The sequence below is a fragment of the Brevundimonas sp. genome (assembly GCF_003248455.1).
Lineage (GTDB): Bacteria > Pseudomonadota > Alphaproteobacteria > Caulobacterales > Caulobacteraceae > Brevundimonas.
In genome coordinates this window covers 133,063-157,618 of sequence record NZ_QFNM01000004.1, presented here as the reverse complement: position 1 = coordinate 157,618, position 24,556 = coordinate 133,063, and the positions used below count along the sequence as shown (strand labels likewise).

Here is a 24,556-nt window from a genome sequence, read left to right as displayed (position 1 = left end):
GGCGGATCAGGCCGCCTTGACGGACGCGCCGCGGAAGGACGGGTCCAGGTCGCCCGAGGCGTAGCGTCTGGCCATCTGGGCGGTGGAGAGCGGGCGGATCTTGGATGCCTGACCTTCGCAGCCGAACTGCTGGTAGCGCTCCATGCACAGCTTCTTCATCGCTTCCTTGGCGGGCTTCAGATAGGCGCGGGGATCGAACTCGCCCGGCTTTTCGGCCAGCACCTTGCGGATGGCGCCGGTGATGGCCATGCGGTTGTCGGTGTCGATATTGACCTTGCGCACGCCGTGCTTGATGCCGCGCTGGATCTCCTCGACCGGCACGCCCCAGGTCTGGGGCATCTGGCCGCCATAGGCGTTGATGATGTCCTGCAGGTCCTGCGGCACCGACGAGGAGCCGTGCATCACCAGGTGGGTGTTGGGCAGGCGGCGGTGGATTTCCTCGATCACGTTCATGGCCAGGACTTCGCCGTCCGGCTTGCGCGTGAACTTGTAGGCGCCGTGCGAGGTGCCCATGGCGATGGCCAGGGCGTCGACCTTGGTGGCGGCGACGAAATCGACGGCCTGGTCCGGGTCGGTCAGCAGCTGCGAATGATCCAGCTTGCCCTCGAAGCCGTGGCCGTCCTCGGCCTCGCCCATGCCGGTCTCCAGAGAGCCCAGCACGCCCAGCTCGCCCTCGACCGAGACGCCGCAGGCGTGGGCCATTTCGGTGACGCGGCGGGTGACGTCGACATTGTAGTCGTAAGAGGCGGGGGTCTTGGCGTCTTCTTCCAGCGAGCCGTCCATCATGACGCTGGTGAAGCCGTACTGGATGGCGGTGGCGCAGGTGGCGGGGCCGTTGCCGTGGTCCTGGTGCATGCAGACCGGGATGTGCGGATAAAGCTCGGCCAGGGCGTCGATCAGCTTGGCCAGGACGATGTCGTTGGCGTAGCTGCGGGCGCCCCGGCTGGCTTGAATGATCACGGGAGCATTGACCTCGTGGGCCGCCTCCATGATCGCCAGACCCTGCTCCATGTTGTTGATATTGTAGGCCGGCAGGCCGTAGTCGTTTTCCGCCGCATGATCGAGCAGCTGTCGCAGCGTGATGCGCGCCATGATGATAGTCTCCTGAGCCGAATAGTCTTTTTGATTGGGCGAAAGACTAGCCGCGAGACGCGCCGAAGTCACGCCGCGTTACAGCCGTCTTTCGCCGGTCGACGGATCAGGCCCCGATCAGGCCCCGATCAGGCCCTGAGCGCCTCGACGCCCGGCAAGGCCTTGCCCTCCATCCACTCCAAAAAGGCGCCGCCGGCGGTGGAGACGAAGGTCATGTCGTCCGAGACGCCTGCGTGGTTCAGGGCCGCCACCGTGTCGCCGCCGCCGGCGACAGCGATCAGCTTGCCGGCCTTGGCCAGTTCGGCCGCGTGTTTGGCGGCGGCGACCGTGGCGGCGTCGAAGGGCGGAACCTCGAACACGCCCAGCGGGCCGTTCCAGATCAGAGTCTTGGAGGCGTCCATGGCCGCGTTCAGGCGGGCGACGGTCTCGGGACCGGCGTCGAGGATCTTGTCGGCGGCGGACAAGGCAGCGCCAGTCTTGACCGTGCGGGCCTCGGCGCCGGGCTTGACTTCGGTCGCCACGACGACATCGACCGGCAGCAGCAATTCGCAGCCCTGGGCCTCGGCCTCGGCCATGATCTCGCGCGCCGTGTCGGCCATGTCCTTTTCGGCCAGCGAGCCGCCGATGTCGACGCCTTGGGCATAGAGGAAGGTGTTGGCCATGCCGCCGCCGATGGCCAGTTTGTCCAGCTTTCCGACCAGATTCTTCAGGAGATCGAGCTTGGTCGAGACCTTGGAACCGCCGACGATGCCGACGACCGGCTTCTGCGGATTGCCCAGGGCGGCGTCCAGGGCGTCCAGTTCGCGCCGCATGGATTCGCCGGCATAGGCGGGAATGTGGTGGGCGATCCCTTCGGTGGAGGCGTGGGCGCGGTGGGCGGCCGAGAAGGCGTCGTCGACATAGAGGTCGCCGAGATCCGCCAGCTTCTGGGCGAAGACCGGATCATTGGCCTCTTCCGCCGCATGGAAGCGCACGTTTTCAAGCAGCAGCACGCCGCCGGCGTCCAGATCGCGGATGGCATCGACGGCGGGGGCGCCGATGCAGTCGTCGGCGAAGCGGACGGGCGCGCCCAGCACGTTTTCCAGCGGTTCGACCACGGGCCTCAGGCTCATGGACGGCACGCGCTGGCCCTTGGGGCGGTCGAAGTGGGCCAGCAGCACCACCTTGGCGCCCGCGTCGCGCAGGCGCTGGATGGTGGGAACCGCGACGCGCAGCCGTGTATCGTCCGTGACCTTGCCGTCCTCCATCGGGACGTTGAAGTCCACGCGGACCAGGGCCGTCTTGCCGGCGAGGTCGTGAGCGTCGTCGAGAGTGCGGAAGGTCATTATCGTTTCCCAGTCTCCTCCCTGTCGCGAAGCGATGGGGAGGTGGCGCGGCGCCCTTGCGCCGTGACGGAGGGGTTCTTCATACACGTAGCAAAGAGCCCCTCCGTCTCTCGCTACGCTTCGAGCCACCTCCCCATTCGCTGCGCGAACGGGGAGGAGACGCGCGGTTTCTTACAGGAACTTCGCCATCTGCAGCGCCGTGTCGCTCATGCGGGTCGCGAAGCCCCATTCGTTGTCATACCAGCTCAGCACGCGGGCCAGCTTGCCGTCGACGACCTGGGTCTGGGGCAGGGCGGCGGTGGAGGAAGCGGCGATGTGGTTCAGATCGTGCGAAACCAGCGGGTCGGTCGTGGTGAACAGGACGCCTTGCATCGGACCGTCGGCGGCGGCCTGAAGCGCGGCGTTGATCTCTTCGACCGTCACCTCCCGACCGGCGACGACCTTCAGGTCCACGACCGAGACGTTCGGGGTCGGGACGCGGATCGACGAGCCGTCCAGCTTGCCTTTCAGTTCCGGCAGGACCAGGCCCAGGGCCTTGGCGGCGCCGGTCGAGGTCGGGATCATCGACAGACCGGCGGCGCGGGCGCGGTACAGGTCCTTGTGCATCGTATCCAGCGTCGGCTGGTCGCCGGTGTAGGAGTGGATGGTGGTCATGTAGCCGCGCTCGATGCCGAACAGGTCGTTCAGCACCTTGGCGACGGGCGCCAGGGCGTTGGTGGTGCACGAGCCGTTCGAGACGACGATGTCGTCGGCGGTCAGGGTCTCGTGGTTGACCTTGAAGACGATGGTCTTGTCGGCGCCGTCGGCGGGCGCCGAGACCAGGACGCGCTTGGCCCCCGCCTTCAGGTGGGCGCTGGCCTTGTCCTTGGAGGTGAAGATGCCGGTGCATTCCAGGGCGATGTCCACCTTCAGCTCGGCGTGGGGCAGGTTGGCCGGGTCGCGCTCGGCCGTCACCTTGATCTTGCCCGCGCCGACGTCGATCCAGTCCTCGCCCGACGTCACCGTGCCGGGGAAGCGGCCATGGACCGAATCGTAGCGGAACAGGTGGGCGTTGGTCTCCACCGGACCCAGGTCGTTGATCGCCACCACCTCGATGTCCTTGCGGCCATGCTCGACGATCGAGCGAAGGACGAGACGGCCGATGCGGCCGAAGCCGTTGATGGCGACGCGAACGGTCATGATGGAAGGCTCCTCTGAACGGTAGGTATGGCGCTTATATAGGTTTGGCGTCTCAATGGAGCGGTCGGGCGCGGCTTGCAACCCTGGGCCTGTAACGTGATGTGATGAACCGTTTCAGGTGGTCACATGGCTTCGTCGTGCGAAGGCAAGAAACACCCCTTGCCGCGCGCAATGGAGCGCATTCGGCAAAATTTTTGCGACAGGGGTTGTGCCGGTTCGGGCGGTATGGTTTCTTGCCGTCAGAACAGGGAGCCCTCCGTGGCCACGACGACGCGCGACATGATGAAGGGACGCACCGCCAAGGCGGTCGCAGCCGTTCGCGCGCCGATCAGCCTGGAAGCCCCGATTTTCCTCATTACCCTCGTACTCCTCGGCCTGCTTACGCAAGCGGCGTGGATGCACGCGACCTGACCTAAACGCACTCAGGATCGCCTCGCACCACCCCGCTCCCGAAAGGAAGCGGGGTTTTTCGTGCTTGGCGGTTCGAAAAGAACCGGACCGATGACGCAAGATTCTACCTCAGAACCCAAAAAGCCCAATGCGCGCAGCGCGGCGGTGACGGCCGGCCCGAACCGGGCCGCCGCCCGTTCGTATCTGCGCGCCGCCGGGATGCAGGACGCCGACTTCGACAAGCCGATGATCGGCATCGTCAACACCTGGTCGACCGTCACCCCGTGCAACATGCATCTGGACCGTTTGGCCAAGGACGTGCGGGCGGGCGTCGTCGCGGCGGGCGGCTATCCGGTCGATTTCAACACCATCGTCGTCACCGACGGCATCTCCATGGGCACGGCGGGCATGAAGGCCTCGCTGATTTCCAGAGAGGTCGTCGCCGACTCGATCGAACTGGCCATCGAGGGCCATCAGCTGGACGGGGTGGTCTGCATCGTCGGCTGCGACAAGACGATCCCGGCGGCGGCCATGGCCTTGGCGCGGATGGATATCCCCGGCCTGGTCTATTACGGCGGCACCATCATGCCGGGCGTCTTGCCCGCTCCCGGGGGGACCAGGGAGGTCTCGGTCCAGGAAGTGTTCGAGGCCATCGGCGCCCATGCGGCCGGGGCTCTGGACGATGCGGGCCTGAAGGCGGTCGAGAGCGCGGTCTGCCCCGGCGCCGGCGCCTGCGGCGGCCAGTTCACCGCCAATACGATGGCCATGGCCCTGTCGGTCATGGGGATTTCGCCCATGGGCGCCAACGACGTGCCGGCTGTCGATCCGAACAAGGGCGCCGAAGGCGAACGCTGCGGCCGGATCATCGTCGAGCGCGTCTTCTCCGGCGACACGGCCCGCAAATACATCACCCGCGCCAGCCTGAAGAACGCCGCCGTCGCGGTCTCGGCCTCGGGCGGATCGACCAATGCGGTCATGCACCTGACGGCCATCGCCGCCGAGGCCGGCGTCGATTTCGGCGTCGAGGACTGCCACCAGGCCTGCGTCGAGGCGCCGGTCATCTGCGACCTGAAGCCGGGCGGGCGCTTCCTGGCCTCGCACCTGTTCGCGGCGGGCGGAACGCGCCTGGTCACGCAGCGGATGGCCGAGGCCGGCAAGATCGTGAACACCCCGACCGTCAGCGGCCGCAGCCTGTTCGCCGAGGCGGCCGAGGCGGAAGAGGCACCGGGCCAGGTCGTGGTCGCAAGCTTCGATGCGCCGGTCATGGAACGCGGCAGCTACGCCGTCATCTATGGCGACGTCGCGCCCGAAGGCGCGGTCATCAAGCTGACCGGGCACAAGGTCGATGTGTTCGAAGGTCCGGCCTGCGTCTTCGACTCGGAAGAAGACGCCTTCCACGCCGTCCAGGACGGTTCGGTCGGCGAGGGCGATGTCATCATCATCCGCTACGAAGGCCCCAAGGGCGGCCCCGGCATGCGCGAGATGCTGCAGGTCACGGCGGCCCTGAAGGGGCGCAAGATCGACAACGTCGCCCTGATCACCGACGGCCGGTTCTCGGGCGCCAGCTATGGTTTCGTCGCCGGCCACGTCTCGCCGGAAGCCGCCGTCGGCGGCCCGATCGCACTCATTCGCGATGGTGATCGCATCACCATCGACGTCACCAACCGCCGGATCGACGTCGATGTCGATCTGGCGACGCGCCGGGCGGGCTTTACGCCCCACGTGGTCCGCCCGGCGCGAGGCGTCTTCGCCAAATACCGCGCCTCTGTCGCCTCGGCCGCCCAGGGCGCCGTCACCATTCCCAACCCGCCGCCGGTGCAAGTTCCGGCATCTCACAAATCCGCCGCCGCCCAGGACGCCTGACCCATGGCCATCACCATCTACACCAACGAAGACATCCGCCCCGGCGCCATCGCCGGCCAGCGCATCGCCATCATCGGCTATGGCTCGCAAGGCCGCGCCCACGCCCAGAACCTGAAGGACAGCGGCCATGACGTGGTCGCCGGCGTCCGCCACGGGGGCACGGGCTGGAAACACGCCACCGAGGACGGCGTCCCGACCGCCGAGCCCGCCGAGGCGGTCAAGGGCGCCGACATCATCGCCATCCTGACGCCCGACATGGTCCAGGATCAGGTCTATCGCGACATCATCGAGCCGAACGCCAAGGAGGGCTCGGCCCTGCTGTTCGCCCACGGCTTCTCGATCATCTACGAGCGCATCACCCCGCGCGCCGACATGGATGTGATCCTGGTGGCGCCCAAGGGACCGGGCGATCTGGTCCGTCGCGAGTTCCAGCGCGGCCGCGGCGTGCCCAGCCTGTTCGCCGTCGAGAAGGACGTCACCGGCAAGGCGCGCGACCGGGCCATGGGTTACGCCAAGGGCAACGGCGGCGCGACCGGCGGCCTGCTGGAAACCACCTTCCGCGAAGAGACCGAGACCGATCTGTTCGGCGAACAGGCGGTCCTGTGCGGCGGCGCCAAGGAACTGGTCATCCAGGGCTTCAACACCTTGGTCGAGGCCGGATACCAGCCGGAGATCGCCTATTTCGAATGCCTGCACGAGCTGAAGCTGATCGTGGACCTGTTCTACGAAGGCGGCATCTCCAAGATGCACCAATTCATCTCGGAAACGGCCAAATACGGCGCCGTGGCCAGCGGTCCGCGCGTCGTCAACGCAGAGACCAAGGCCCGGATGAAGACCATCCTGGACGAGATCCAGGACGGAACCTTCGCCCGCAACTGGATCGCCGAGAACGAGGCCGGCAAGCCGCAGTACGAAGCCTGGCTGAAGGCGGACCGCGAAAGCCAGATCGAACAGGTCGGCGCCCGTCTGCGCGAGCGGATGGCCTGGCTGAACGCGCCGAAAGCCGAAGCGGCCTGATCGCCGCCTGAACGACCGGATGACCCTGATGACCGCCGCCGCCTTCAAACCCTCAGCCGAGGCCGTCCCCCAGTCCGGGGCGCGCCTGCTGGTCTCCACCCTGGAGCGGCTGGGGGTGGAGGTGGTGTTCGGCTATCCGGGCGGCGCCATCATGCCGGTCTATGACGCCCTGGCCGGATCGAAGCTGAAGCACATCCTGGTCCGCCACGAACAGGGCGCCGCCTTTTCGGCCGACGCCTATGCGAGAAAGAGCGGCAAGGTCGGGGTGTGCATGGCCACATCGGGACCCGGCGCCACCAACCTGGTCACGGGCATCGCCAATGCGATGATGGATTCCGTGCCGATGGTCTGCATCACCGGCAATGTCGCCCAGGGGCTGATGGGGACCGACGCCTTCCAGGAAATCGACATCCTGGGCGTCACCCTGCCGATCGTGAAACATTCGATCCTGGTCCGTTCGGCCGCCGAGGTCCCGGCCGCGATCGAGGAGGCGTTTCATATCGCCCGGTCGGGCCGCCCCGGTCCGGTCCTGGTCGACCTGCCCAAGGACGTCCAGTTCGAGACGACGGGCGAGGACTATGGCTTTTCCATTCCCAACGAGACGCCGCGCGTCGATCACGACGCCATCGCCGCCACCGAGGCCGCGATCCGTTCGGCCAGGAAGCCGCTGGTCTATATCGGCGGCGGAGTGAAGATCGGCGGCGCGACCGAGGCCCTGCGCGCCTTCGTCGAGACGACCGGCATCCCCCAGGTCTCGACCCTGAACGCCCTGGGCACGATCCCGACCGACGCCGCCGGAATGCTGGGGATGCTGGGAATGCACGGCAGCCGCGCGGCGAACCATGCGGTGCAGGACAGCGACCTGCTGATCGTCGTCGGCGCCCGGTTCGACGACCGCGCGACCGGCAAGCTGGCCGAGTTCGCGCCGAACGCCCGCATCGTCCATTTCGACATCGACGCCTCGGAAGTCGGCAAGCTGCGCAGCGCCAATGTCGCCGTCGTCGGCGAATTGAAGGAAGGTGTCGAGGCCCTGACGCAGCGGATGCGCGCGGGCGCGGCGCTGGACATCCAGGCCTGGGCCGACGACTGCGCCCGCGGGGCCAAGGACGGGGCGCACCGCTATGACGCGCCGGGCGAGGGGGTCTATGCGCCCGCCCTGCTGAAGGAAATCTCGGAAGCCGCGGGCGACGATTTCGTGGCCGCCTGCGACGTGGGCCAGCACCAGATGTGGGCGGCCATGCACTGCCGCTTCGCCAAGCCCGAGGCGCACATCACCTCGGGCGGGCTGGGGGCCATGGGCTTCGGCCTGCCCGCCGGCATCGGGGCCAAGCTGGCCGATCCGTCCGCGACGGTCGTGACCATCGCCGGCGACGGCGGCTTCATGATGAACATCCAGGAGCTGGCGACGCTGAAGCGTTACGGCATCCCGCTGAAGATCGTGCTGATCGACAACTCCAGCCTGGGCCTGGTGCGCCAGTGGCAGGAGCTGTTCTTCGCCGAGAACTATTCCGAGATCGACCTGTCCGACAATCCGGATTTCGTGAAGGTCGCCGAGGCCTTCGGCGTCGAAGCCTTCCGCATCGACCGCCGCGATCAGGTGTCGGACGGCGTGCGGCGCCTGCTGGCCGCCGACGGCCCCTGCCTGGCCCATGTGGTCATCGACCCCCGAGACAATGTCTGGCCGCTGGTTCCGCCGGGCAAGAGCAATGCTGAAATGATGGAGGGCTCCTGAGATGAGCGACACGATCCACATCCAGATCGACCGTGCGGACGGTTCGCTTCAGCGGCTCATCGGCCTGGTGGAGCGCCGGGGCTTCCACATCGACGGCATCAACATGGCCGATGAAGGCGCCTTGCGCCGCATCGCCCTGACCGTGCGCGGCCGCGACGCCGGACGCTGCGTGGACAATCTGGGTCGCCAGATCGACCGGCTGTTCGGCATGCGCCGCATCTCAAACGACATTATTCAATCCGAGGCCGCGTGATGGGCTCCGACGTACGAGTATCCGGCGGGTCGCGAACCGAACAGATCGCGGCCGATCCGAACCGCGTCATCGTCTTCGACACGACGATGCGGGATGGAGAGCAGGCGCCGGGCTTTTCCATGTCCGCCCAGGCCAAGGTCAAGATGGCCCAGGTCCTGCGGGATCTGGGCGTCGACGTCATCGAGGCCGGTTTCGCCGCCGCCTCGCCCGGCGACGAGGACTGCATCCGTCGCGTGACCAGCGAAGTCGAGGGACCGATCTTCTGCTCTCTGTCGCGCGCCAATGAAAAGGACATCGACGCCAGCTTCCGCGCCCTGCAACCCGCGCCCAGGGCCAATCGCCGTTGCCACGTCTTTCTGGCCACCAGCCCGATCCACCGGGCGGCCAAGCTGAAGATGTCGACCAACGAGGTTCTGTCGACGGCTGTCCGGTCGGTGGAATATGCGCGCACCCTGTTCGACGACGTCGAATTCTCGGCCGAGGACGCCTTCCGCACCGAGCCCGAGTTCCTGGCCGATGTGCTGGAGGCCGCCGCCGACGCCGGGGCGCGGACCCTGAACGTACCCGACACCGTCGGCTATGCGACGCCGCAAGAGGTGCGCGAGCGGTTCGCCTATCTGGCCGCCCGCATCAAGGCGCGGCATCCGCAGGTGATCTTCTCGGCTCATTGCCACGACGACCTGGGCATGGCGGTCGCCAACTCCCTGGCCGCCGTAGAAGGTGGGGCGCGCCAGGTCGAGGGCGCGATCAACGGCATCGGCGAACGGGCCGGCAACGCCTCGATCGAGGAGGTGATCATGGCCCTGAAGGTGCGCGAGGACCGCTATGGCGTCACGACCGGCGCCGACAGCCGTCATCTGGTGCGCGCCTCAAAGATCCTGTGCGAGATCACCGAGACGGTCATCGCCCGCAACAAGTCGGTGGTCGGCGTCAACGCTTTCGCCCACGAGGCCGGCATCCACCAGCACGGCATGCTGGCTGACAGCCGCACCTATGAGATCATGCGGCCTCAGGACGTGGGCTTCGAGGGCAGCTGGTTCGTCCTGGGCAAGCATTCGGGCCGTCACGCCATCGCCAAGCGCGCCGAGACCCTCGGCCGTCCCATCGAGGGCGAGCGTCTGGCCGCCGTGGTCGCGAGCTTCAAACAGCGCGCCGACCAGATCGGCGAGATCAACGACGCCGAACTGATCGCGATCATCGACCGTGTCGACGGCGTGTCCGAGGTCGTGGTCCAATATGCCTGATCCCAAGACCCTGTTCGACAAGGTCTGGGACGCGCACGTCGTCAGGGCCGAAACGGCCGAGACGCCGGGGGTGCTGTATGTCGACCTGCATCTGGTGCACGAAGTCACCAGCCCCCAGGCCTTCAGCGAGATAGAGGCGCGGGGCCTGAAGGTCCGCCGCCCCGACCGGACCTATGCGACTTTGGACCATTCGACCCCGACCCTGCCGGCGGGGCTGAACGGCCTGAAACCCTATGTCACCGCCCAGGCCGAGGCCCAGGTCCATACGCTGGAGCGCAACTGCGCCGCCCACGGCGTGCCCCTGGCGGGCTGGGGGTCCGAGGACCGGGGGGTCGTCCATGTGATGGGGCCTGAACTGGGCCTGACCCAGCCGGGCATGACGGTGGTCTGCGGCGACAGCCACACCGCGACCCACGGCGCGTTCGGCGCGCTGGCTTTCGGCATCGGCACCTCGGAAGTCGGCCATGTGCTGGCGACCCAGTGCCTGTTGCAACGCAGGGCCAAGGCCATGCGGGTGACGGTGACGGGCGAACTACAGCCGGGCGTGTCGGGCAAGGACGTCGCCCTGGCCGTCATCGCCGCCATCGGTTTCGGCGGCGGCACCGGCTATGTCATCGAATACGCCGGCGAGGCCGTGCGCTCGCTGGATATGGAAGGGCGGATGACCCTGTGCAACATGTCCATCGAGGCCGGAGCCCGCGCGGGCATGATCGCGCCGGACCGGACGACCATCGACTGGCTACGCGGCCGCAAGCACGTCCCCGCCGACTATGAGGCGGCGGCGGCCGAATGGCTGAAACTGGCCACCGATCCGGGCGCGGTCTTCGACAAGGAAGTGGTGATCGACGGCGCCGCCATCCGGCCGATGGCGACCTGGGGCACGACCCCGGACGCCGGGGCGCCCATCGGCTCGCCGGTCCCACAGCCGCAGTCGGACAGCGACCGCAAGGCCATCGCCTATATGGGTTTCACGGCGGGCGAGGCGACGACCAGTCAGCCGGTGGACGTGGTCTTCATCGGCTCCTGCACCAATGGCCGTCTGCCCGATCTGCGCGCCGCCGCCGAGGTGCTGCGCGGCCGCAAGGTCAAGCCGGGTCTGCGGATGCTGGTGGTGCCGGGCTCCGAAGCCGTGCGGCGCGACGCCGAGGCGGAAGGCCTGGACCAGGTCTTTATCGCCGCCGGGGCCGAATGGCGCATCCCCGGTTGTTCGATGTGCATCGCCATGAACGGCGATTTCGTCGCGCCGGGACAGTTGGCCGTCTCGACCTCCAACCGCAATTTCGAAGGGCGCCAGGGCAAGGACGCCCGCACCATCCTGGCCAGCCCGGCTACGGCGGCGGCGACGGCGGTGGCCGGGGTGCTGACCGATCCGCGCGTCTATCTGCAGGAGGCGGCGAATGCGTGACTTCACCCCCTTCCGCTCATCCCCGCGAAAGCGGAGACCCAGTGCTTTCGTAAGGCACGCTGTGAGGAATGACCGTCGCAATGTGAGTGGCAAGAGCTATCGCCCACAGAACTGGGTCCCCGCTTTCGCGGGGATGAGCGGAGTTTCTCATGCCTGAGCCGTTCACCACCCTGACCTCGAAGACGGTCACGCTGAGCCAGGCCAATATCGACACCGACCAGATCATCCCCGCGCGGTTCCTGACGACGACGACGCGCGAAGGTCTGGGCAAGGCCGCCTTCTATGACTGGCGTTACGAGGACGATGGATCGGAGAAGCCCGAGGCCGTCCTGAATCGGATCGACCCGGCGGAGCACCGCATCCTGCTGGCCGGCCGGAACTTCGCCTGCGGTTCGTCGCGCGAGCATGCCCCCTGGGCCTTGCTGGACTATGGCTTCCGGGCGGTGATCTCCACCGAGATCGCTGACATTTTTACATCGAACGCGCTGAAAAACGGCCTTCTGCCCATCGTCGTCAGCCAGGCCGTGTGGGACGATCTGGCGTCGCAGCCGGATCAGCCGGTCACGATCGACCTTCAAGCCAACCAGATCCAGCGGGGCAATGCCGAGCCCGTGCCGTTCGGGGTCGAATCCTTCGCCCGCCAATGCCTGCTGGACGGGGTGGACACCCTGGGCTGGCTGCAATCAAACATGCCCGAGATCGAAGCCTACGAGCGATCGAGAGAGACCGTAAGATGACCACCGCCGCCGAGACCTACACCATCGTCCTGCTGCCCGGGGACGGCGTCGGGCCCGAGGTGACGCGCGCCGCACGCGACGTCCTGTCCGTGATCGGCGACTTCTACGGCCATCATTTCGTTTTCAGCGAGCATCTGATCGGCGGCGCCGCCATCGACGCCACGGGTGAGGCCCTGCCGCAGGAAACGCAGGACGCCTGCGTCGCCGCCGATGCGGTTCTGCTGGGTGCGGTCGGCGGACCCAAGTGGGACGGCGGCAAGGTTCGGCCCGAACAGGGGCTGCTGGCCATCCGCAAGCTGATGGGCCTGTTCGCCAATCTGCGTCCCCTGCAGGTCTCGCCGGTCCTGGCCCACCGCTCGCCTCTGAAGAAGGAGATCGTCGAGGGGGTCGACCTGATCGTCTTCCGCGAACTGACCGGCGGGGTCTATTTCGGCAAGAAGACGCGCGACGAGAAGGGCGCGACCGACCTGTGCGAATATACGGTGGTCGAAATCGAGCGCGTCGCCCGCGCCGCCTTCCAGACCGCGCGCCAGCGTCGCGGCAAGGTGACGTCGGTGGACAAGGCCAACGTCATGGAGACCAGCCGTCTGTGGCGCGAGGTCGTCAGCCGCATCCACGCCGAGGAGTTCCCCGACATCGAGCTGGAACACGCCCTGGTCGATTCCATGGCCATGCACCTGATCAGAAAGCCCCGCGAATACGACGTCATCCTGACCGAGAACATGTTCGGCGACATCCTGTCGGACGAGATTTCGGTGCTGGGCGGCTCCATCGGCCTATTGCCGTCGGCCTCGCTGGGCGCGGAAGGTCCGGGCCTGTTCGAGCCGATCCACGGCTCGGCGCCCGACATCGCCGGGCAGGATCTGGCCAATCCGGTCGGCGCCATCCTGTCGGCGGCCCTGCTGTTGCGTCACAGCCTGAAGCTGGAAGACGAAGCCGACTCCGTCGAGGCCGCCGTCGCCGCCGTTCTGGCCGCGGGAGCCGTGACCGCCGATCTGGGCGGCGAACTGGGCACGCGCGCCGCCACCGAGGCCGTGATCGACGCCATTCGGGCCATCCACTGGGCGGCGGCGCACCGGGTGCAGATGCACTGGGCGTAATCGGCGACGGCAGGGCGCGAAAATCCTTTCGTCAACCTTGGCTGTAACGGCATAGCGACTGCTTGCTAAGGGCGCATAATCGAAAGATTTTGCGGCCTTAACTTTTTATGACCGTACCGTTGCAAGAAAGTTGCGCTGTTCGCCGCCAATCCCCTTGCGCACGACGCAAATGCGGTAAAACCTTCGCAACTGCGAGATTGCATAGGGGGTACTATTTCATGTCGCAGATCGAAAAACGACTTATCGGGGCCGCCGGCCTCGTCCTTCCCACGCTTTGTCTGATGGCCGCCGGATCTGCCCACGCACAGGCCGCCGCGCCGGCCCTTCTGGGCCACCAAGCGGCCCTGGAACTGGATAGCGCTGGCGCATCCTGGCTTGGCACCTCCACCGCCCTGGTCCTGCTGATGACCCTTCCCGGTCTGGCGCTGTTCTACGGCGGCATGGTGCGCAAGAAGAACGTCATCGCCACCATCACCCAATCGGTCGGCGTCTTCGCCGTGGTGTCGCTGGTGTGGTTCATCGCCGGCTACAGCCTGGCGTTCGGCGCCAATGGCAACGCAGGGCTCCAGCCCTTCATCGGCAGCCTGGACATGCTGTTCCTGAACGGCGTGTCGCTACAGACCGCCAACGCGCTGCTGCCGGGGATCCCCGAGTTTTTGTTCATCTCGTTCCAGATGACCTTCGCCATCATCACCCCGGCGCTGGTGACGGGCGCCTTCGCCGAGCGGATGAAATATTCCGCGCTTCTGCTGTTCACCGCCCTGTGGTCGCTGCTGGTCTATGCGCCGATCTGCCATTGGGTCTGGGGCGGCGGCTTCCTGGGCTCGGCAGGCGTGCTGGACTTCGCCGGCGGCGCGGTCGTTCACGTCAACTCGGGGGTCGCGGGTCTGGTCTGCGCCATCGTTCTCGGCCGTCGCAAGGGGTATGGCGTCGAGCCGATCCTGGCGCACAATCCGGTCCTGACCATGATCGGCGCCAGCCTGCTGCTGGTCGGCTGGATCGGCTTCAACGCCGGTTCGGCGGGCGCGGCCAACGACCTGATGGGCGTGGCCCTGCTGAACACCCTGCTGGCCGCCGCCGCCGCCGCCCTGACCTGGAAGATCGTCGAATATATCGAGAAGAAGAAGGTCTCGCTGATCGGCATGTTGTCGGGCGTGGTCGCCGGTCTGGTCGCCATCACCCCGGCGGCCGGTTTCGTCGATCCGAAGGGCGCTGTGATCATCGGCCTGATCGCCGGGCCGGTCTGCTACGCCTCGTCGGTGTGGATCAAGAAGCTGCTGCGCTATGACGACAGCCTGGACGCCTTCGGCATCCACGGCGCGGGCGGCCTGATCGGCGCCCTGCTGACCGGCGTGTTCGCCTCCACCGCGATCAACAGCCTGTCGGAAGGCGCCAACATCGGCGCCCAGGCCCTGGGGCTGCTCTGGACCATCGTCTACAGCGCCATCGGCACCCTGATCATCCTGTTCGTCTGCAAGTTCACCACGGGCTTGCGCGTGAGCGAGGCGGAGGAAACGGCCGGCCTGGACACTTCGCTGCACGGCGAAGCGTTGGAGCCCTGATCCGGCGGCCGGGCGCGGCTTCTACCCCGCGCCCGGTCTTAACTGCGGTTCGAAAAATCAAAAACAAGGGGATACAGATATGACCAAGAGCCTGTTTCGTGCGGCCGCCGCCGCAACCGTCGCCGCCGCCCTGATCGGTCTGTCGACGCCCGCCTCCGCCCAAAGCGACGTGCAGGTCGCCTGGAACGTGGGCGTCGTCAGCGACTATGTCTTCCGCGGCTTCAGCCAGACGGGCGAGGATCCGGCGATCCAGGGCGGAGTCGACCTGACTTCGGGCGCCTTCTACGCCGGCGCCTGGGCCTCGAACGTCGATTTCGGCGACGACACCGACGCGGAGATCGATGTCTATGGCGGCTATCGCACCGAGGCGGGCGGCTTCGCGCTCGACTTCGGCGTGATCGGCTACCTGTACGCCGGAGAGCCGGACGGCGCCGACTATAACTACGCCGAGTTCAAGGCTGCGGCGTCGCGCGCCGTAGGTCCCGCCACATTCGGCGCGGCCGTCTATTACTCGCCCGACTTCTTCGGCGTCGATGACGAAGCGACCTATGCCGAGATCAACGCCGCCTTTAGCCCGGCTGACAAGTGGACCATCTCGGGCGCCGTCGGCAAGCAGTGGCTTAATGTGACCGACGACTACACCACCTGGAACGCCGGCGTGGGCTATGCCCTCACCGACAAGATCGGGGTGGATGTCCGCTATTACGACACCGACGTCGATGGCGTGCCCGGCGCGGAAGACCGGGTCGTTGGCGCGATCAAGCTCGCCTTCTGATCCCAACCGACTTAGAAGAGAAAGGCCCCGGAGCGATCTCCGGGGCCTTTTTCATTCAGCGAGCGTAACGGTCGTGGACCGGATCGTAGCTGTCCCAGACCTTGCCGTCGGCCAGCGATCGCAGCAGCTTCAGATATTCCGCGTGGGTCCAGGCCAGGGGCGTGGCCGAATCCGTGTTCTGTCCCAGGGCGTAGTCCTTGGCCGTCGGATTTCCGACCCCGTCCCAGACCTGTTCGGCCAGCATCAGTCCGCCGTTTGCGAACCGCTCCATGCCGCGCACATAGGTCTGGCGGATGGCGGCGATGTCGGCGGCCGAGGGCGCGCCGTTCACGCTGGCGCGGGCCAGTTCGTAATGGCCGCGTTCGCCGGTGAAGAAGGGCCAGACCCGGCCGCGCTGACCGGGGCTCATCTCGCCGCCGACGCCGTAGTTGGCGCCCGTCAGATGATCCTCGCCATAGCCGTCGACGCCGTAGCGGCGCCAGCCCGGCGTCTTGTCGCCCTCGGGACCGAAGTCGTAACGGACGCGGTACAGCGGCTCCAGCGACTGATCGTCATAGACGGGCAGGGTGGACAGGATGCGCGGATCGTCGGCCTTGCGCACCCCATAACGCACCAGTTCCAGGAAGCCGCCGTCCACGACGCGGTCTTCGGCCGGAGCGATCTGGCCGTTGGCGGCGCCGATCGGGGCCTTGTCGTTCGGGTTCTCGTTCTGGGTGATGCGAATGTAGTAGCGGCCGTCGCCGAAGTCGCCGTTGGTGGTGAACATCCGGTCTTCGATCTTGGACGCATAGCTGTCGGCCGCAGCCTGATAACGGCTCGCTCCGGCTTCGTCGCCCGAGGCGCGGGCCATCTCTGCGGCGACGGTCAGGCCCGCGACCACGGCGGCGGTCGATGACGGCGAGTAGCCCTGCTGCTCCTCCCAGCGCTCCTGCTGGGTGAAGGGCGGCTTGATCTCGGCGTCGTTCCACAACAGGCCGATCTTGCCGCCGTCGACCAGGAAGTCGGCCGCCGGCTTCAGCATGGCGTTGTAGCGTTCGGTCATCTGGGCGTCGGACAGCCAGCCCATCTTCCACAGACGATAGCCCAGCATGATCGGCATGGCCGTCTGGTCCAACTGGACCGCGACCCATTCCAGTTCGCCGTCCACATGGGTCTTCTGCAGGAACCAGCCGCCGACGCCGGTGTTGCCTGGCGTGTTCGGCCCCACCTGGACCTGGGGCAGATAGTTGAAGGCCGCCAGCGGCGTCTCCTTGTCGCCCAGCGCCGCCAGGGCCATGGCCACCTGATAGAAGTCGCGCGGCCAGACGGCCTTGTAGCCGGTCGAGGATTTGGAGGCGTCCACCGTGTCGCCCCACGGGTTGGACAGCGAGGCGATCAGGGCGCCCGCGTGGGTGCGGTCTTCCTGCACCTTCAGCATCAGGGCCGAGGCGTAGGCCAGCTTGCCGCCGTCGGTCGCCTGTTCGGCGATGCGCGGCAGTTCGGTCAGCGAGGCCAGATAGTCGCGCCAGCCGATCCGGTCGCCCTCGCCGACGAACCGCGCCAGGACTTCGTCCAGGCCGGTGGAGAACGACCCGTCAGCCGCCGTGCGCGCCTCGGCCTCGCTGCGACCGAAGCCGATGACATAGTCGCGCTGCACGCTCTCACCCTGCCGCAGGGTCGGCAGGGCGCCGGTCATCAGGGTGTTGCCCGCCGTGTCGCCGGTCGAGGCGTAGGTCCAGTCCAGCCTGCCGTCCTTCAGATCGGTCAGGCCGTCCGAAGCGCCGACGAAGCCGACGCTGGCCTTTTCGAACGGCTGGCTGGGCTTCAGGACCAGATGGGCGGCGCCCTCCCAGGCGTGGAAGCCGTCGCGCGCGACTTCGCCCCGGTCATCGACGCCGGTGTTGGCGATGTGCGGCTCCAGCAGCAGGTAGGGCGTCACCCGGCCGCTCAGGGCCGTGATGCGTACGCGCAGGACCAGCGCGTCGCGGTCCGGGTCGCTGTAGATGCGCTTGACGATCTCGTAGCGGCCGGACGTGTCGCGGGTGGTGATCTGATAGGCCGGCGCCATCGGCCGGCCCTGGTCGTCCACGTCGATGTATTCCGTCTTGGCGGTGGTGTCGTCGCCTTCCAGCGACAGGCCGTCGGACGTGACCAGGCCGAAGCGCAGGGCCTTGATCTGGGCCTCGTGGATCAGGCCGTACATGGTCTCGGTCAGGACGCCGTCGGCGATGGAATACCAGACCTTGGACACCGCGCCCGTGGGGCCGCCGTCGCGATACTGGCCGTCCACATAGGCTTCGTAGGATGAGCCGGCGCCGGTCTTGGCCGCGCTGGACCAGACAGGCGGCGCGCCGGGCGCGCCGGGGGCGACGCCCGACTGGGCCGAGGCGGCGGAGGCGAGGGCCAGGCCTGCGGCGCCGGCCAGGCAGAAGGTCTTGAGTTTACGCATCGAGAAACCTCACGGGTTGCGCGTGGGGGAGGGGATAGGTTCGCGCACCAGAAGCGCGCTGACGGCGGCCAGCACGAAGGAGACGGCGCCCAGGACCAGGGCCCAGACGGCCTGGCCGTCGAACAGGGTCTTCAGGATCAGGCCCAGGACGGTGGCGGCCAGCAACTGGGGCACGACGATGAAAATGTTGAAGACGCCCATATAGACGCCCATCTTCCGGTCCGGCACCGCCGCCGACAGGATGGCGTAGGGCATGGAGACGATGGACGCCCAGGCGAAGCCGACACCGATCGTCGGCAGCCACAAGAAGCCCGGCTCGCGAATGGCGAAGACGCCGAACAGGCCCGCCGCGCCGAGCAGCAGCATCAGGGCATGGGTCGCCTTTCGCCCGATCCGCCTGGCGATCACGGGCAGGGTGAAGGCGGCCAGGGCGGCGACGCCGTTATAGACGCCGAACAGAACCCCCACCCAGTCCGCGCCCGCCGCATAGGCGGCCGAGGTCGTGTCGGTCGCCCCGTAATGGACGCGGGTCACGGCGGCGGTGGTGTAGATCCACATGGCGAACAGGGCGAACCAGCTGAAGAACTGCACCACCGCCAGGCCGCGCATGGTGGCGGGCATGCGGAAGATGTCGTTCAGGATCTCGGTCGCGGCGTTGACCATGCCGCGCCGCTGCATCATGCCGACCGCGATCTGCAACAGGCCGAAACCGGCCAGGAAACCGCCCAGGATCAGCAACTCCTTCTCAAGGTTCAGAAGCGTGATCAGGCCCAGGGCCAGCAGGCCGACGACGCCGCAGGCAAGGCCCGAGCCCAGCCAGCCCTGAACCGATCGGGCGGGCGGTTCGGGCGTGTCGTCGGCGACCACGGCGCCGGTCTTGGCGCGTTCGAAGGCGGCGATCTGTTCGGGGCTGTATTCCTTGGTGCTCAGCACGGTCCACAGCACGGCCGAGAACAGGCCGGCGGCGCCGACATAGAAGGCGATCTTGACCGACAGGGGCACGACGCCGGCCTCGGCCGTCGAGACCACGCCGAAGACGTTGGACAGCAGCCAGGGCAGGACCGAGGCGAAGACCGCCCCCGCCCCGATGAAGAAACTCTGCATCGCATAGCCGGCGGTGCGCCTCCATGGTGATGTTGATCGAGGCGTCCATGATCCACAGCATGGCCGCGGCGAACCACAGGCTGGGGCTGTTGGGCATGGCGATCAGGGCCAGGGTGGTCGCGATCGCCCCGACCAGGAAATAGGGACGGCGGCGGCCGAAGCGGGTCCAGGTCCGGTCGCTGAAATGGCCGATGATCGGCTGGACCAACAGGCCGGTCAGCGGCGCGGCGATCCACAGGATGGCCAGCGCATCGACCTCGGCGCCCAGGGTCTGGAAGATGCGGCTGGTGTTGGCGTTCTGCAGGCCGAAGCCGATCTGGATGCCGAAGAAGCCGACGCACATGTTCCAGATCGCCAGGCCGGACAGGCGCGGGCGGCGGGCGAGGAGGGTCATGCGATCCTCCCTCGGGACAAGCCTGAGGATGACGAAAGGGGGGTGTTGCTCGTAAGAGAATTCGACGACGGATTCAGGTGTGATTTCGACGACAGGGAATACGGCTGAGTAGTCATCGTCACCGCCGCGCCCTTCCGACCGGCACGAAGCGGATGGCCTGGCCGCCGCCGGGCGCCAGCGCCAGGGTCAGGGTGTCGGCCGCAGAGACTTCGCGCTGTTCGATGACGATGTCCTCGCGCCTGCCTTTGTAGTCGGCGTCCGGGCCGTCACGGTAGATTTCTGCACGGTAGCGGCGGCCGGCGTCCAGGAAGTCCAGGTCGGCGGTCAGGACGCGCGGGTTCTCGTCGGTGACGGCGCCCAGGGCCCAGATGTCCGATCCGCGTTCCTTGCGGGCGATCACGACGTAGTCGCCCAGTTCGGCGGCGAGGGTGCGGCTCTCTTCCCAGTCGACCGGCACGTCCTTGATGAACTGGAACGGGCCGGGATTGGCTTCGTAGTTGACCAGAAGATCGGCGGCCATCTGGATCGGCGAATAGATGACGACGTAATAGGCCAGTTGCTTGGCCCAGGTCGTCTGAACGCCCTGCGGGCTGCGCGTCTCCATGCCGAAGATGCCGGGCGTATAGTCCATCGGCCCGGCCAGCAGACGGGTGAAGACCAGGTTCGGCACGTGCTCGGGCGGGTTCGACGGATTGCCCCAGGCCGAATACTCCATGCCGCGCTGGCCCTCGCGGCCGATGATGTTCGGATAGGTGCGGCGCAGGCCCGTGTCCTTGAACGGCTCGTGGGCGTTGATCGCCACCTTGTGGCGGGCGCCGGTCTCGACGACTTTCATGTGATGCCGGGCCATCGCCTGGCTCTCGTGCCAGGCCATGACCATCCGGCCGTCCGGCCCGGCCACGCGCGCGCCGCCTGCATCGGCGACATAGCCGGTCTTGACCGAATGGACGCCCAGCCGCTCATACAGGGCCATGGCCGGTTCCAGCTGCTGTTCGTAGTGGAAGGCGTTGCCGCCGGTCTCGTGGTGGCCGATCAACTGCACCCCCTTCGACCGGGCGTGGGCGCAGACCGCCTCGATGTCGAAGTCGGGATAGGCCTCGGTGAAGCTGAAGTCGGAGCCATTGGCGAACCACTGGCCGTCCCAGCCCTTGTTCCAGCCCTCGACCAGCACGCCGCCAAAGCCGTGCTTGGCGGCGAAGTCGATGTGCTTGATCGTGTTTTCGGTGGTGGCGCCGTGCTTGGGGCCCGAGCCCCAGGTCTTCAGCTCCAGGTGCATCTCCCACCAGACGCCGACGTATTTCATCGGCTTGAACCAGCTGACGTCGCCCAGCTTGTTCGGCTCGTTCAGATTCAGGATCAAGCTGGAATCGATCAGACCCGCGCCGGTGTCGGCGATCTGCAGCGTGCGCCACGGCGTGTTGAACGGGGCCTGGCGCACCACCGCCGCATTGGTCAGGCCGGGCGTCAGTTGGGCGCGGAAGCTGGTGCCCTCGGACCGACGCAGGTTCATGCCGGCGTAGTCGATGCAGGCCGCCTCGTGGATCGAGACGTGCAGGCCGGATCGGCCCTTGACCGTCATCGGCGTCTGGGCGCTGCCGACCGCGTCGATGGGGGTGCGGTGGTAGAGATATTCCTCGCGGTTCCATTCCCAGGCGGGGCACCACAGGGCCTCGCCGTTTTCCGCCAGGTTGAACTCGGTCAGTTCCGAGCCGATGCGCACGGTCGTCAAGGCGGGCTGGTCCGGGAACTCGTAGCGGAAGCCCAGGCCGTCGTCGTACAGGCGGAACACCACGTCCACGCGGCGTTGCAGGCCGGCGGTCTCGGCGTAGGCGACACGCCATTCGTTATAGTGGTTGCGGATGAAGCGGCGCTCGCCCCACGGCTGTTCCCAGGTGTCGTCGACCGTCACCGGCTGGCTGGCGACGATCGCCAGGCCGCGCTCGATGGCGGGGGCGTCGGTCAGCAGAAAGCCCAGCTTGGACGGCGCCACCACGACCCGGCCCTGACGCAGGACCGAATACATCGGCCGGCCGTCGTTGTCGGCGAAGGCCTCGACCGTCAGCACCCCGCCCGGCGACGATGCGCGGGCATGGGCGGATGTGGTCTGGGCGCGAACGCCCGTGGCGCCGAAGGCCAGGATGGAAACGCCGCCGAGGGCCAGGAAGGATCTGCGCTGCATCATGGGAACTCCGTCACGCCGCCTCTTGCCAACCGCCGCGAACGGTGGCTGAAATATTTGCAGAAAATTTTGCAGCGTCGCCATGCTGCCCCGAGGATCCGCGACCTTGAGCCGCAAGACCACCCGTCTGGAAGACATCGCCCGCCTGGCCGGCGTGTCCATCGCCACCGCCTCGCGCGCGCTGAACGACAGCCCCGCGGTCAACGACCGCACCAAACAGACGATCTGGAAACTGGCCAAGGAGCACGACTATCCGTTCCGGCGCCATATGCCGGCCGGACCCATCGGCGCCCAGGGCACCATCGCCCTGGTCGTGCCGCGCCCGCAGGGCCGGGAAGGACGCCTCAGCGACCCCTTCTTCCTGGAGCTTCTGGCGGGGGTGGGGGAGGCGGCGCGCGAACGCGGCTGCGACTTGCTGATGAGCCACATCTCGCCCGCCAACTACGACGAGCTGTCGGCGGCGCTGAACACCAGCCGGGCGGACGGGGTGATCTTCCTGGGTCAGTCCAGCCTGCATTCGGCCTTCAACCGGCTGGTGGACGCCGATCACCGCTTCGTCGTCTGGGGCGCCGAACTGCCGGACCAGGACTATTGCTCCATCGGTTCGGACAATATTTCGGGCGGGCGCCGCGCGACCCTGCATCTGGCCCGGCTGGGGCGAAAGCGCATCGTCTTCCTGGGCGACCTGGACCCGCCCGAGGCGATGCAGCGGCATCGCGGCTATCTGGACGCCCTGAACCAGAGCGGGCTGGAGGCGGACGCCGAACGGATCGTGCCCGCCCATTTCGAGGTCGAATCGGCCGAGGCCGCCGTGGACGCCCTGATCCGGCGCGGCGTCGCCTTCGACGGGGTGGTGGCGGCGTCCGACCAGATCGCGCTTGGGGCCGTGCGAGCGTTGCTGCACGCCGGGATCGAGGTGCCGGGCCAGGTATCGGTCATCGGCTTCGACAATGTGCCGTTCAGCCGCTATTCGCGCCCGGCGCTGAGCACCATCTCCCAGGACACGATGAAGGCGGGCCGGTTGATGGTCTCCAAACTGCTGGATCACGGCGGCGCATCCGCAGGCACGGGCGTCGGCCGATCCGAGCGCGTTCCGACCGAACTGATCGTCCGCGAGACCTGCGGCGGCTGACCCCTTCATCCGGCTTCGGCGAAGATCAGGCCGGCCAGCGGCTTCAGCGTCGCGCCGTCCGCCTCGGTCCAGTTGACGGCCTCGATCCGACGCGCGTCGACGGGCGGAGACCAGTCGATCGGCGCGTGGCTGAGGTTGAAGACGCACAGCAGGCGTTCGCCGCCGGGGCGCTCGAAGCGATGGAAGACCAGCAGGTCGCGCGGTCCCTCGACCAGCTCAAGCCCGCCCGTCCGCAGGGCCGGATGGGCGCGGCGCAGGGCGATCACCCGGCGCGCGACGTGCAGGGTGGAGGCGGGGTCCGCTTCCTGTGCGTCCACGGCCAGGGCGAGGTGGCGCCGATCGACCGGCAGCCACGGCTCCACGGTGGAAAAGCCGGCGTTGGGCGCCCCGGCCGTCCAGGGCATCGGCGTGCGGGCGCCGTCGCGGCCCAGGGTCTGGGGCCAGTTGGCGATGGCTTCGGGATCGACCAGCCGCTCGAACGGCACCTGGGCCTGGGGCAGGCCGAGTTCCTCGCCCTGATAGACGAAGACATTGCCGCGCAGGCTGATCAGCAACAGCAGCGCCATCTCGGAAAAGGCTTTTTCGTCGCGCCCCTGGGCCCAGCGCGACACGGCGCGCGGGGCGTCGTGGTTGGAGAAGGTCCACGACGGCCAGCCCTCGCCCTGCTGGTCCGGCCACATGGAATCGCCGACCCTGATCAGCTCGCTGCGCAGCGTATCGGCGTAAAGGTAGAGGAAGCCGTAGGCGGAATGCAGCCGGTCGCTCCCGGCGGTGAATTCCTTCATCTCGCGGTCGGCGTGGTCGCCCCCGACCTCGGCCACGGTGAAGCGGCCGTCGTAGCTGTCGGTCAGGGCGCGGATGCGGTTCAGGAAGCCGATGATGTCGGGGTGGGACTGGTTGTAGATCTTGTCCTGGAAGTCGAACGGGCGGGTGCGTTTCCTGCCGTCGGCGATCGGCGGATTGTCGCGCAGGGCCGGGTCGTGAATGGCGAAGTTGATGGCGTCCAGGCGGAAGCCGTCGACGCCGCGGTCCAGCCAGAACCGGGCGGCGGCGAGCAGCGCCTCCTGGACCTCGGGGTTCCTGACGTTCAGCTGCGGCTGGGAGGCCAGGAAGTTGTGCATGTAATACTGGCCGCGCCGGGCGTCCCAGGTCCAGGCCGGCCCGCCGAACACCGACTGCCAGTTCGACGGCGGCGAGCCGTCCGGCTTGGCGTCGGCCCAGACATACCAGTCGGCGTGTTCGCCTGTGCGGCTGGCGCGGCTGTCGACGAACCAGGGATGCTCGTCGGAGGTGTGTGAGAAGACCTGGTCGATGACGACCTTCAGTCCCAGCGCATGGGCGCGCGCGACAAGGGCGTCGAAGTCGGCCAGGTCTCCGAAGATCGGATCGACGTCGCAATAGTCCGACACGTCGTAGCCGAAGTCCTTCATCGGCGACTTGAAGAAGGGCGACAGCCAGACGCCGTCCACGCCCAGGCTGGCGACATGGTCCAGGTGCGCGGCGATCCCCTTCAGGTCGCCCACGCCGTCGTCGTTCGCATCGGCGAAGCTGCGCGGATAGATCTGGTACAGGACCGCGCCGCGCCACCATTCGCGCGCAGGCCCGGAAGCGGGCGCGGGGGCGGCGTCGGCCGTGGCGAGGTCGA

General features: G+C 67.5%; 18 protein-coding genes and 1 pseudogene. 12 read left to right on the top strand and 7 right to left on the bottom strand.

Annotated features, from left to right (window positions below; genetic code table 11):
- Window positions 1-6: 6 nt before the first annotated feature.
- The 3 genes from fba to gap form a co-directional block, all read right to left on the bottom strand.
- Window positions 7-1,092 (bottom strand): class II fructose-bisphosphate aldolase, encoded by a 1,086-nt coding sequence (fba, locus tag DI624_RS02640; RefSeq protein ID WP_291535840.1) that lies wholly within the window; start codon window positions 1,090-1,092, stop codon window positions 7-9.
- 128 nt (window positions 1,093-1,220) lie between these two features.
- Window positions 1,221-2,417, bottom strand: a complete 1,197-nt coding sequence (gene pgk, locus DI624_RS02635) for a phosphoglycerate kinase (protein ID WP_291535839.1) — start codon at window positions 2,415-2,417, stop codon at window positions 1,221-1,223.
- Between the two features lie 171 nt (window positions 2,418-2,588).
- Window positions 2,589-3,596: a type I glyceraldehyde-3-phosphate dehydrogenase gene (gap, locus tag DI624_RS02630; RefSeq protein WP_291535838.1), complete on the bottom strand. Its 1,008-nt coding sequence runs from the start codon at window positions 3,594-3,596 to the stop codon at window positions 2,589-2,591.
- A gap of 258 nt (window positions 3,597-3,854) precedes the next feature.
- Here gap and DI624_RS02625 point away from each other — a divergent pair, with 258 nt between their 5' ends.
- The 11 genes from DI624_RS02625 to DI624_RS02575 all read left to right on the top strand — a co-directional run bounded on the left by DI624_RS02625 (window position 3,855) and on the right by DI624_RS02575 (window position 15,674).
- On the top strand, window positions 3,855-4,007 hold the full coding sequence (locus DI624_RS02625) for a hypothetical protein (RefSeq protein ID WP_291535837.1): 153 nt from the start codon (window positions 3,855-3,857) through the stop codon (window positions 4,005-4,007).
- A gap of 90 nt (window positions 4,008-4,097) precedes the next feature.
- A complete protein-coding gene (locus tag DI624_RS02620; protein WP_291535836.1) occupies window positions 4,098-5,849 on the top strand; it encodes a dihydroxy-acid dehydratase in 1,752 nt (583 codons plus the stop codon).
- Window positions 5,850-5,852: 3 nt separating this feature from the next.
- On the top strand, window positions 5,853-6,866 hold the full coding sequence (ilvC, locus tag DI624_RS02615; RefSeq protein ID WP_291535835.1) for a ketol-acid reductoisomerase: 1,014 nt from the start codon (window positions 5,853-5,855) through the stop codon (window positions 6,864-6,866).
- Window positions 6,867-6,885: 19 nt separating this feature from the next.
- Window positions 6,886-8,598, top strand: coding sequence for an acetolactate synthase 2 catalytic subunit (gene ilvG / locus DI624_RS02610; RefSeq protein ID WP_291535834.1), 1,713 nt, complete (start codon window positions 6,886-6,888; stop codon window positions 8,596-8,598).
- 1 nt (window position 8,599) lies between these two features.
- The gene (locus DI624_RS02605) at window positions 8,600-8,851 is read left to right on the top strand and encodes an ACT domain-containing protein (protein WP_291535833.1); all 252 of its coding nucleotides are present in this window, start codon (window positions 8,600-8,602) and stop codon (window positions 8,849-8,851) included.
- Window positions 8,851-10,095 (top strand): 2-isopropylmalate synthase, encoded by a 1,245-nt coding sequence (locus tag DI624_RS02600; protein ID WP_291535858.1) that lies wholly within the window; start codon window positions 8,851-8,853, stop codon window positions 10,093-10,095. Before DI624_RS02605 ends, DI624_RS02600 begins: the two co-directional genes overlap by 1 nt.
- Window positions 10,088-11,500, top strand: coding sequence for a 3-isopropylmalate dehydratase large subunit (gene leuC / locus DI624_RS02595; RefSeq protein WP_291535832.1), 1,413 nt, complete (start codon window positions 10,088-10,090; stop codon window positions 11,498-11,500). The genes DI624_RS02600 and leuC overlap by 8 nt, the downstream gene beginning before the upstream one ends.
- 149 nt (window positions 11,501-11,649) lie before the next feature.
- Window positions 11,650-12,237, top strand: a complete 588-nt coding sequence (leuD, locus tag DI624_RS02590) for a 3-isopropylmalate dehydratase small subunit (RefSeq protein WP_291535831.1) — start codon at window positions 11,650-11,652, stop codon at window positions 12,235-12,237.
- Window positions 12,234-13,337, top strand: a complete 1,104-nt coding sequence (leuB, locus tag DI624_RS02585; protein WP_291535830.1) for a 3-isopropylmalate dehydrogenase — start codon at window positions 12,234-12,236, stop codon at window positions 13,335-13,337. The genes leuD and leuB overlap by 4 nt, the downstream gene beginning before the upstream one ends.
- 281 nt (window positions 13,338-13,618) lie before the next feature.
- Window positions 13,619-14,899 carry an ammonium transporter gene (locus DI624_RS02580; RefSeq protein ID WP_291535829.1) on the top strand — a complete coding sequence of 427 codons (1,281 nt, stop codon included), beginning with the start codon at window positions 13,619-13,621 and terminating at the stop codon, window positions 14,897-14,899.
- Between the two features lie 79 nt (window positions 14,900-14,978).
- Window positions 14,979-15,674, top strand: coding sequence for a TorF family putative porin (locus DI624_RS02575; RefSeq protein WP_291535828.1), 696 nt, complete (start codon window positions 14,979-14,981; stop codon window positions 15,672-15,674).
- A gap of 55 nt (window positions 15,675-15,729) precedes the next feature.
- Here the strand turns inward: DI624_RS02575 and DI624_RS02570 are convergent, their stop codons facing one another.
- The 3 genes and pseudogenes from DI624_RS02570 to DI624_RS02555 all read right to left on the bottom strand — a co-directional run bounded on the left by DI624_RS02570 (window position 15,730) and on the right by DI624_RS02555 (window position 21,782).
- Window positions 15,730-18,102, bottom strand: a complete 2,373-nt coding sequence (locus DI624_RS02570; RefSeq protein WP_291535827.1) for a glucan 1,4-alpha-glucosidase — start codon at window positions 18,100-18,102, stop codon at window positions 15,730-15,732.
- A gap of 9 nt (window positions 18,103-18,111) precedes the next feature.
- Window positions 18,112-19,600, bottom strand: a pseudogene (locus DI624_RS02565) (MFS transporter).
- Between the two features lie 118 nt (window positions 19,601-19,718).
- Window positions 19,719-21,782: a glycoside hydrolase family 97 protein gene (locus DI624_RS02555; protein ID WP_291535826.1), complete on the bottom strand. Its 2,064-nt coding sequence runs from the start codon at window positions 21,780-21,782 to the stop codon at window positions 19,719-19,721.
- A gap of 103 nt (window positions 21,783-21,885) precedes the next feature.
- On the opposite strand from DI624_RS02555, the gene DI624_RS02550 reads away from it, so the two are divergent.
- Window positions 21,886-22,911, top strand: coding sequence for a LacI family DNA-binding transcriptional regulator (locus tag DI624_RS02550; RefSeq protein WP_291535825.1), 1,026 nt, complete (start codon window positions 21,886-21,888; stop codon window positions 22,909-22,911).
- A gap of 5 nt (window positions 22,912-22,916) precedes the next feature.
- Here DI624_RS02550 and DI624_RS02545 read toward each other — a convergent pair whose 3' ends face one another.
- On the bottom strand, window positions 22,917-24,482 hold the full coding sequence (locus DI624_RS02545; RefSeq protein ID WP_291535857.1) for an alpha-amylase family glycosyl hydrolase: 1,566 nt from the start codon (window positions 24,480-24,482) through the stop codon (window positions 22,917-22,919).
- Between the last annotated feature and the right edge of the window lie 74 nt (window positions 24,483-24,556).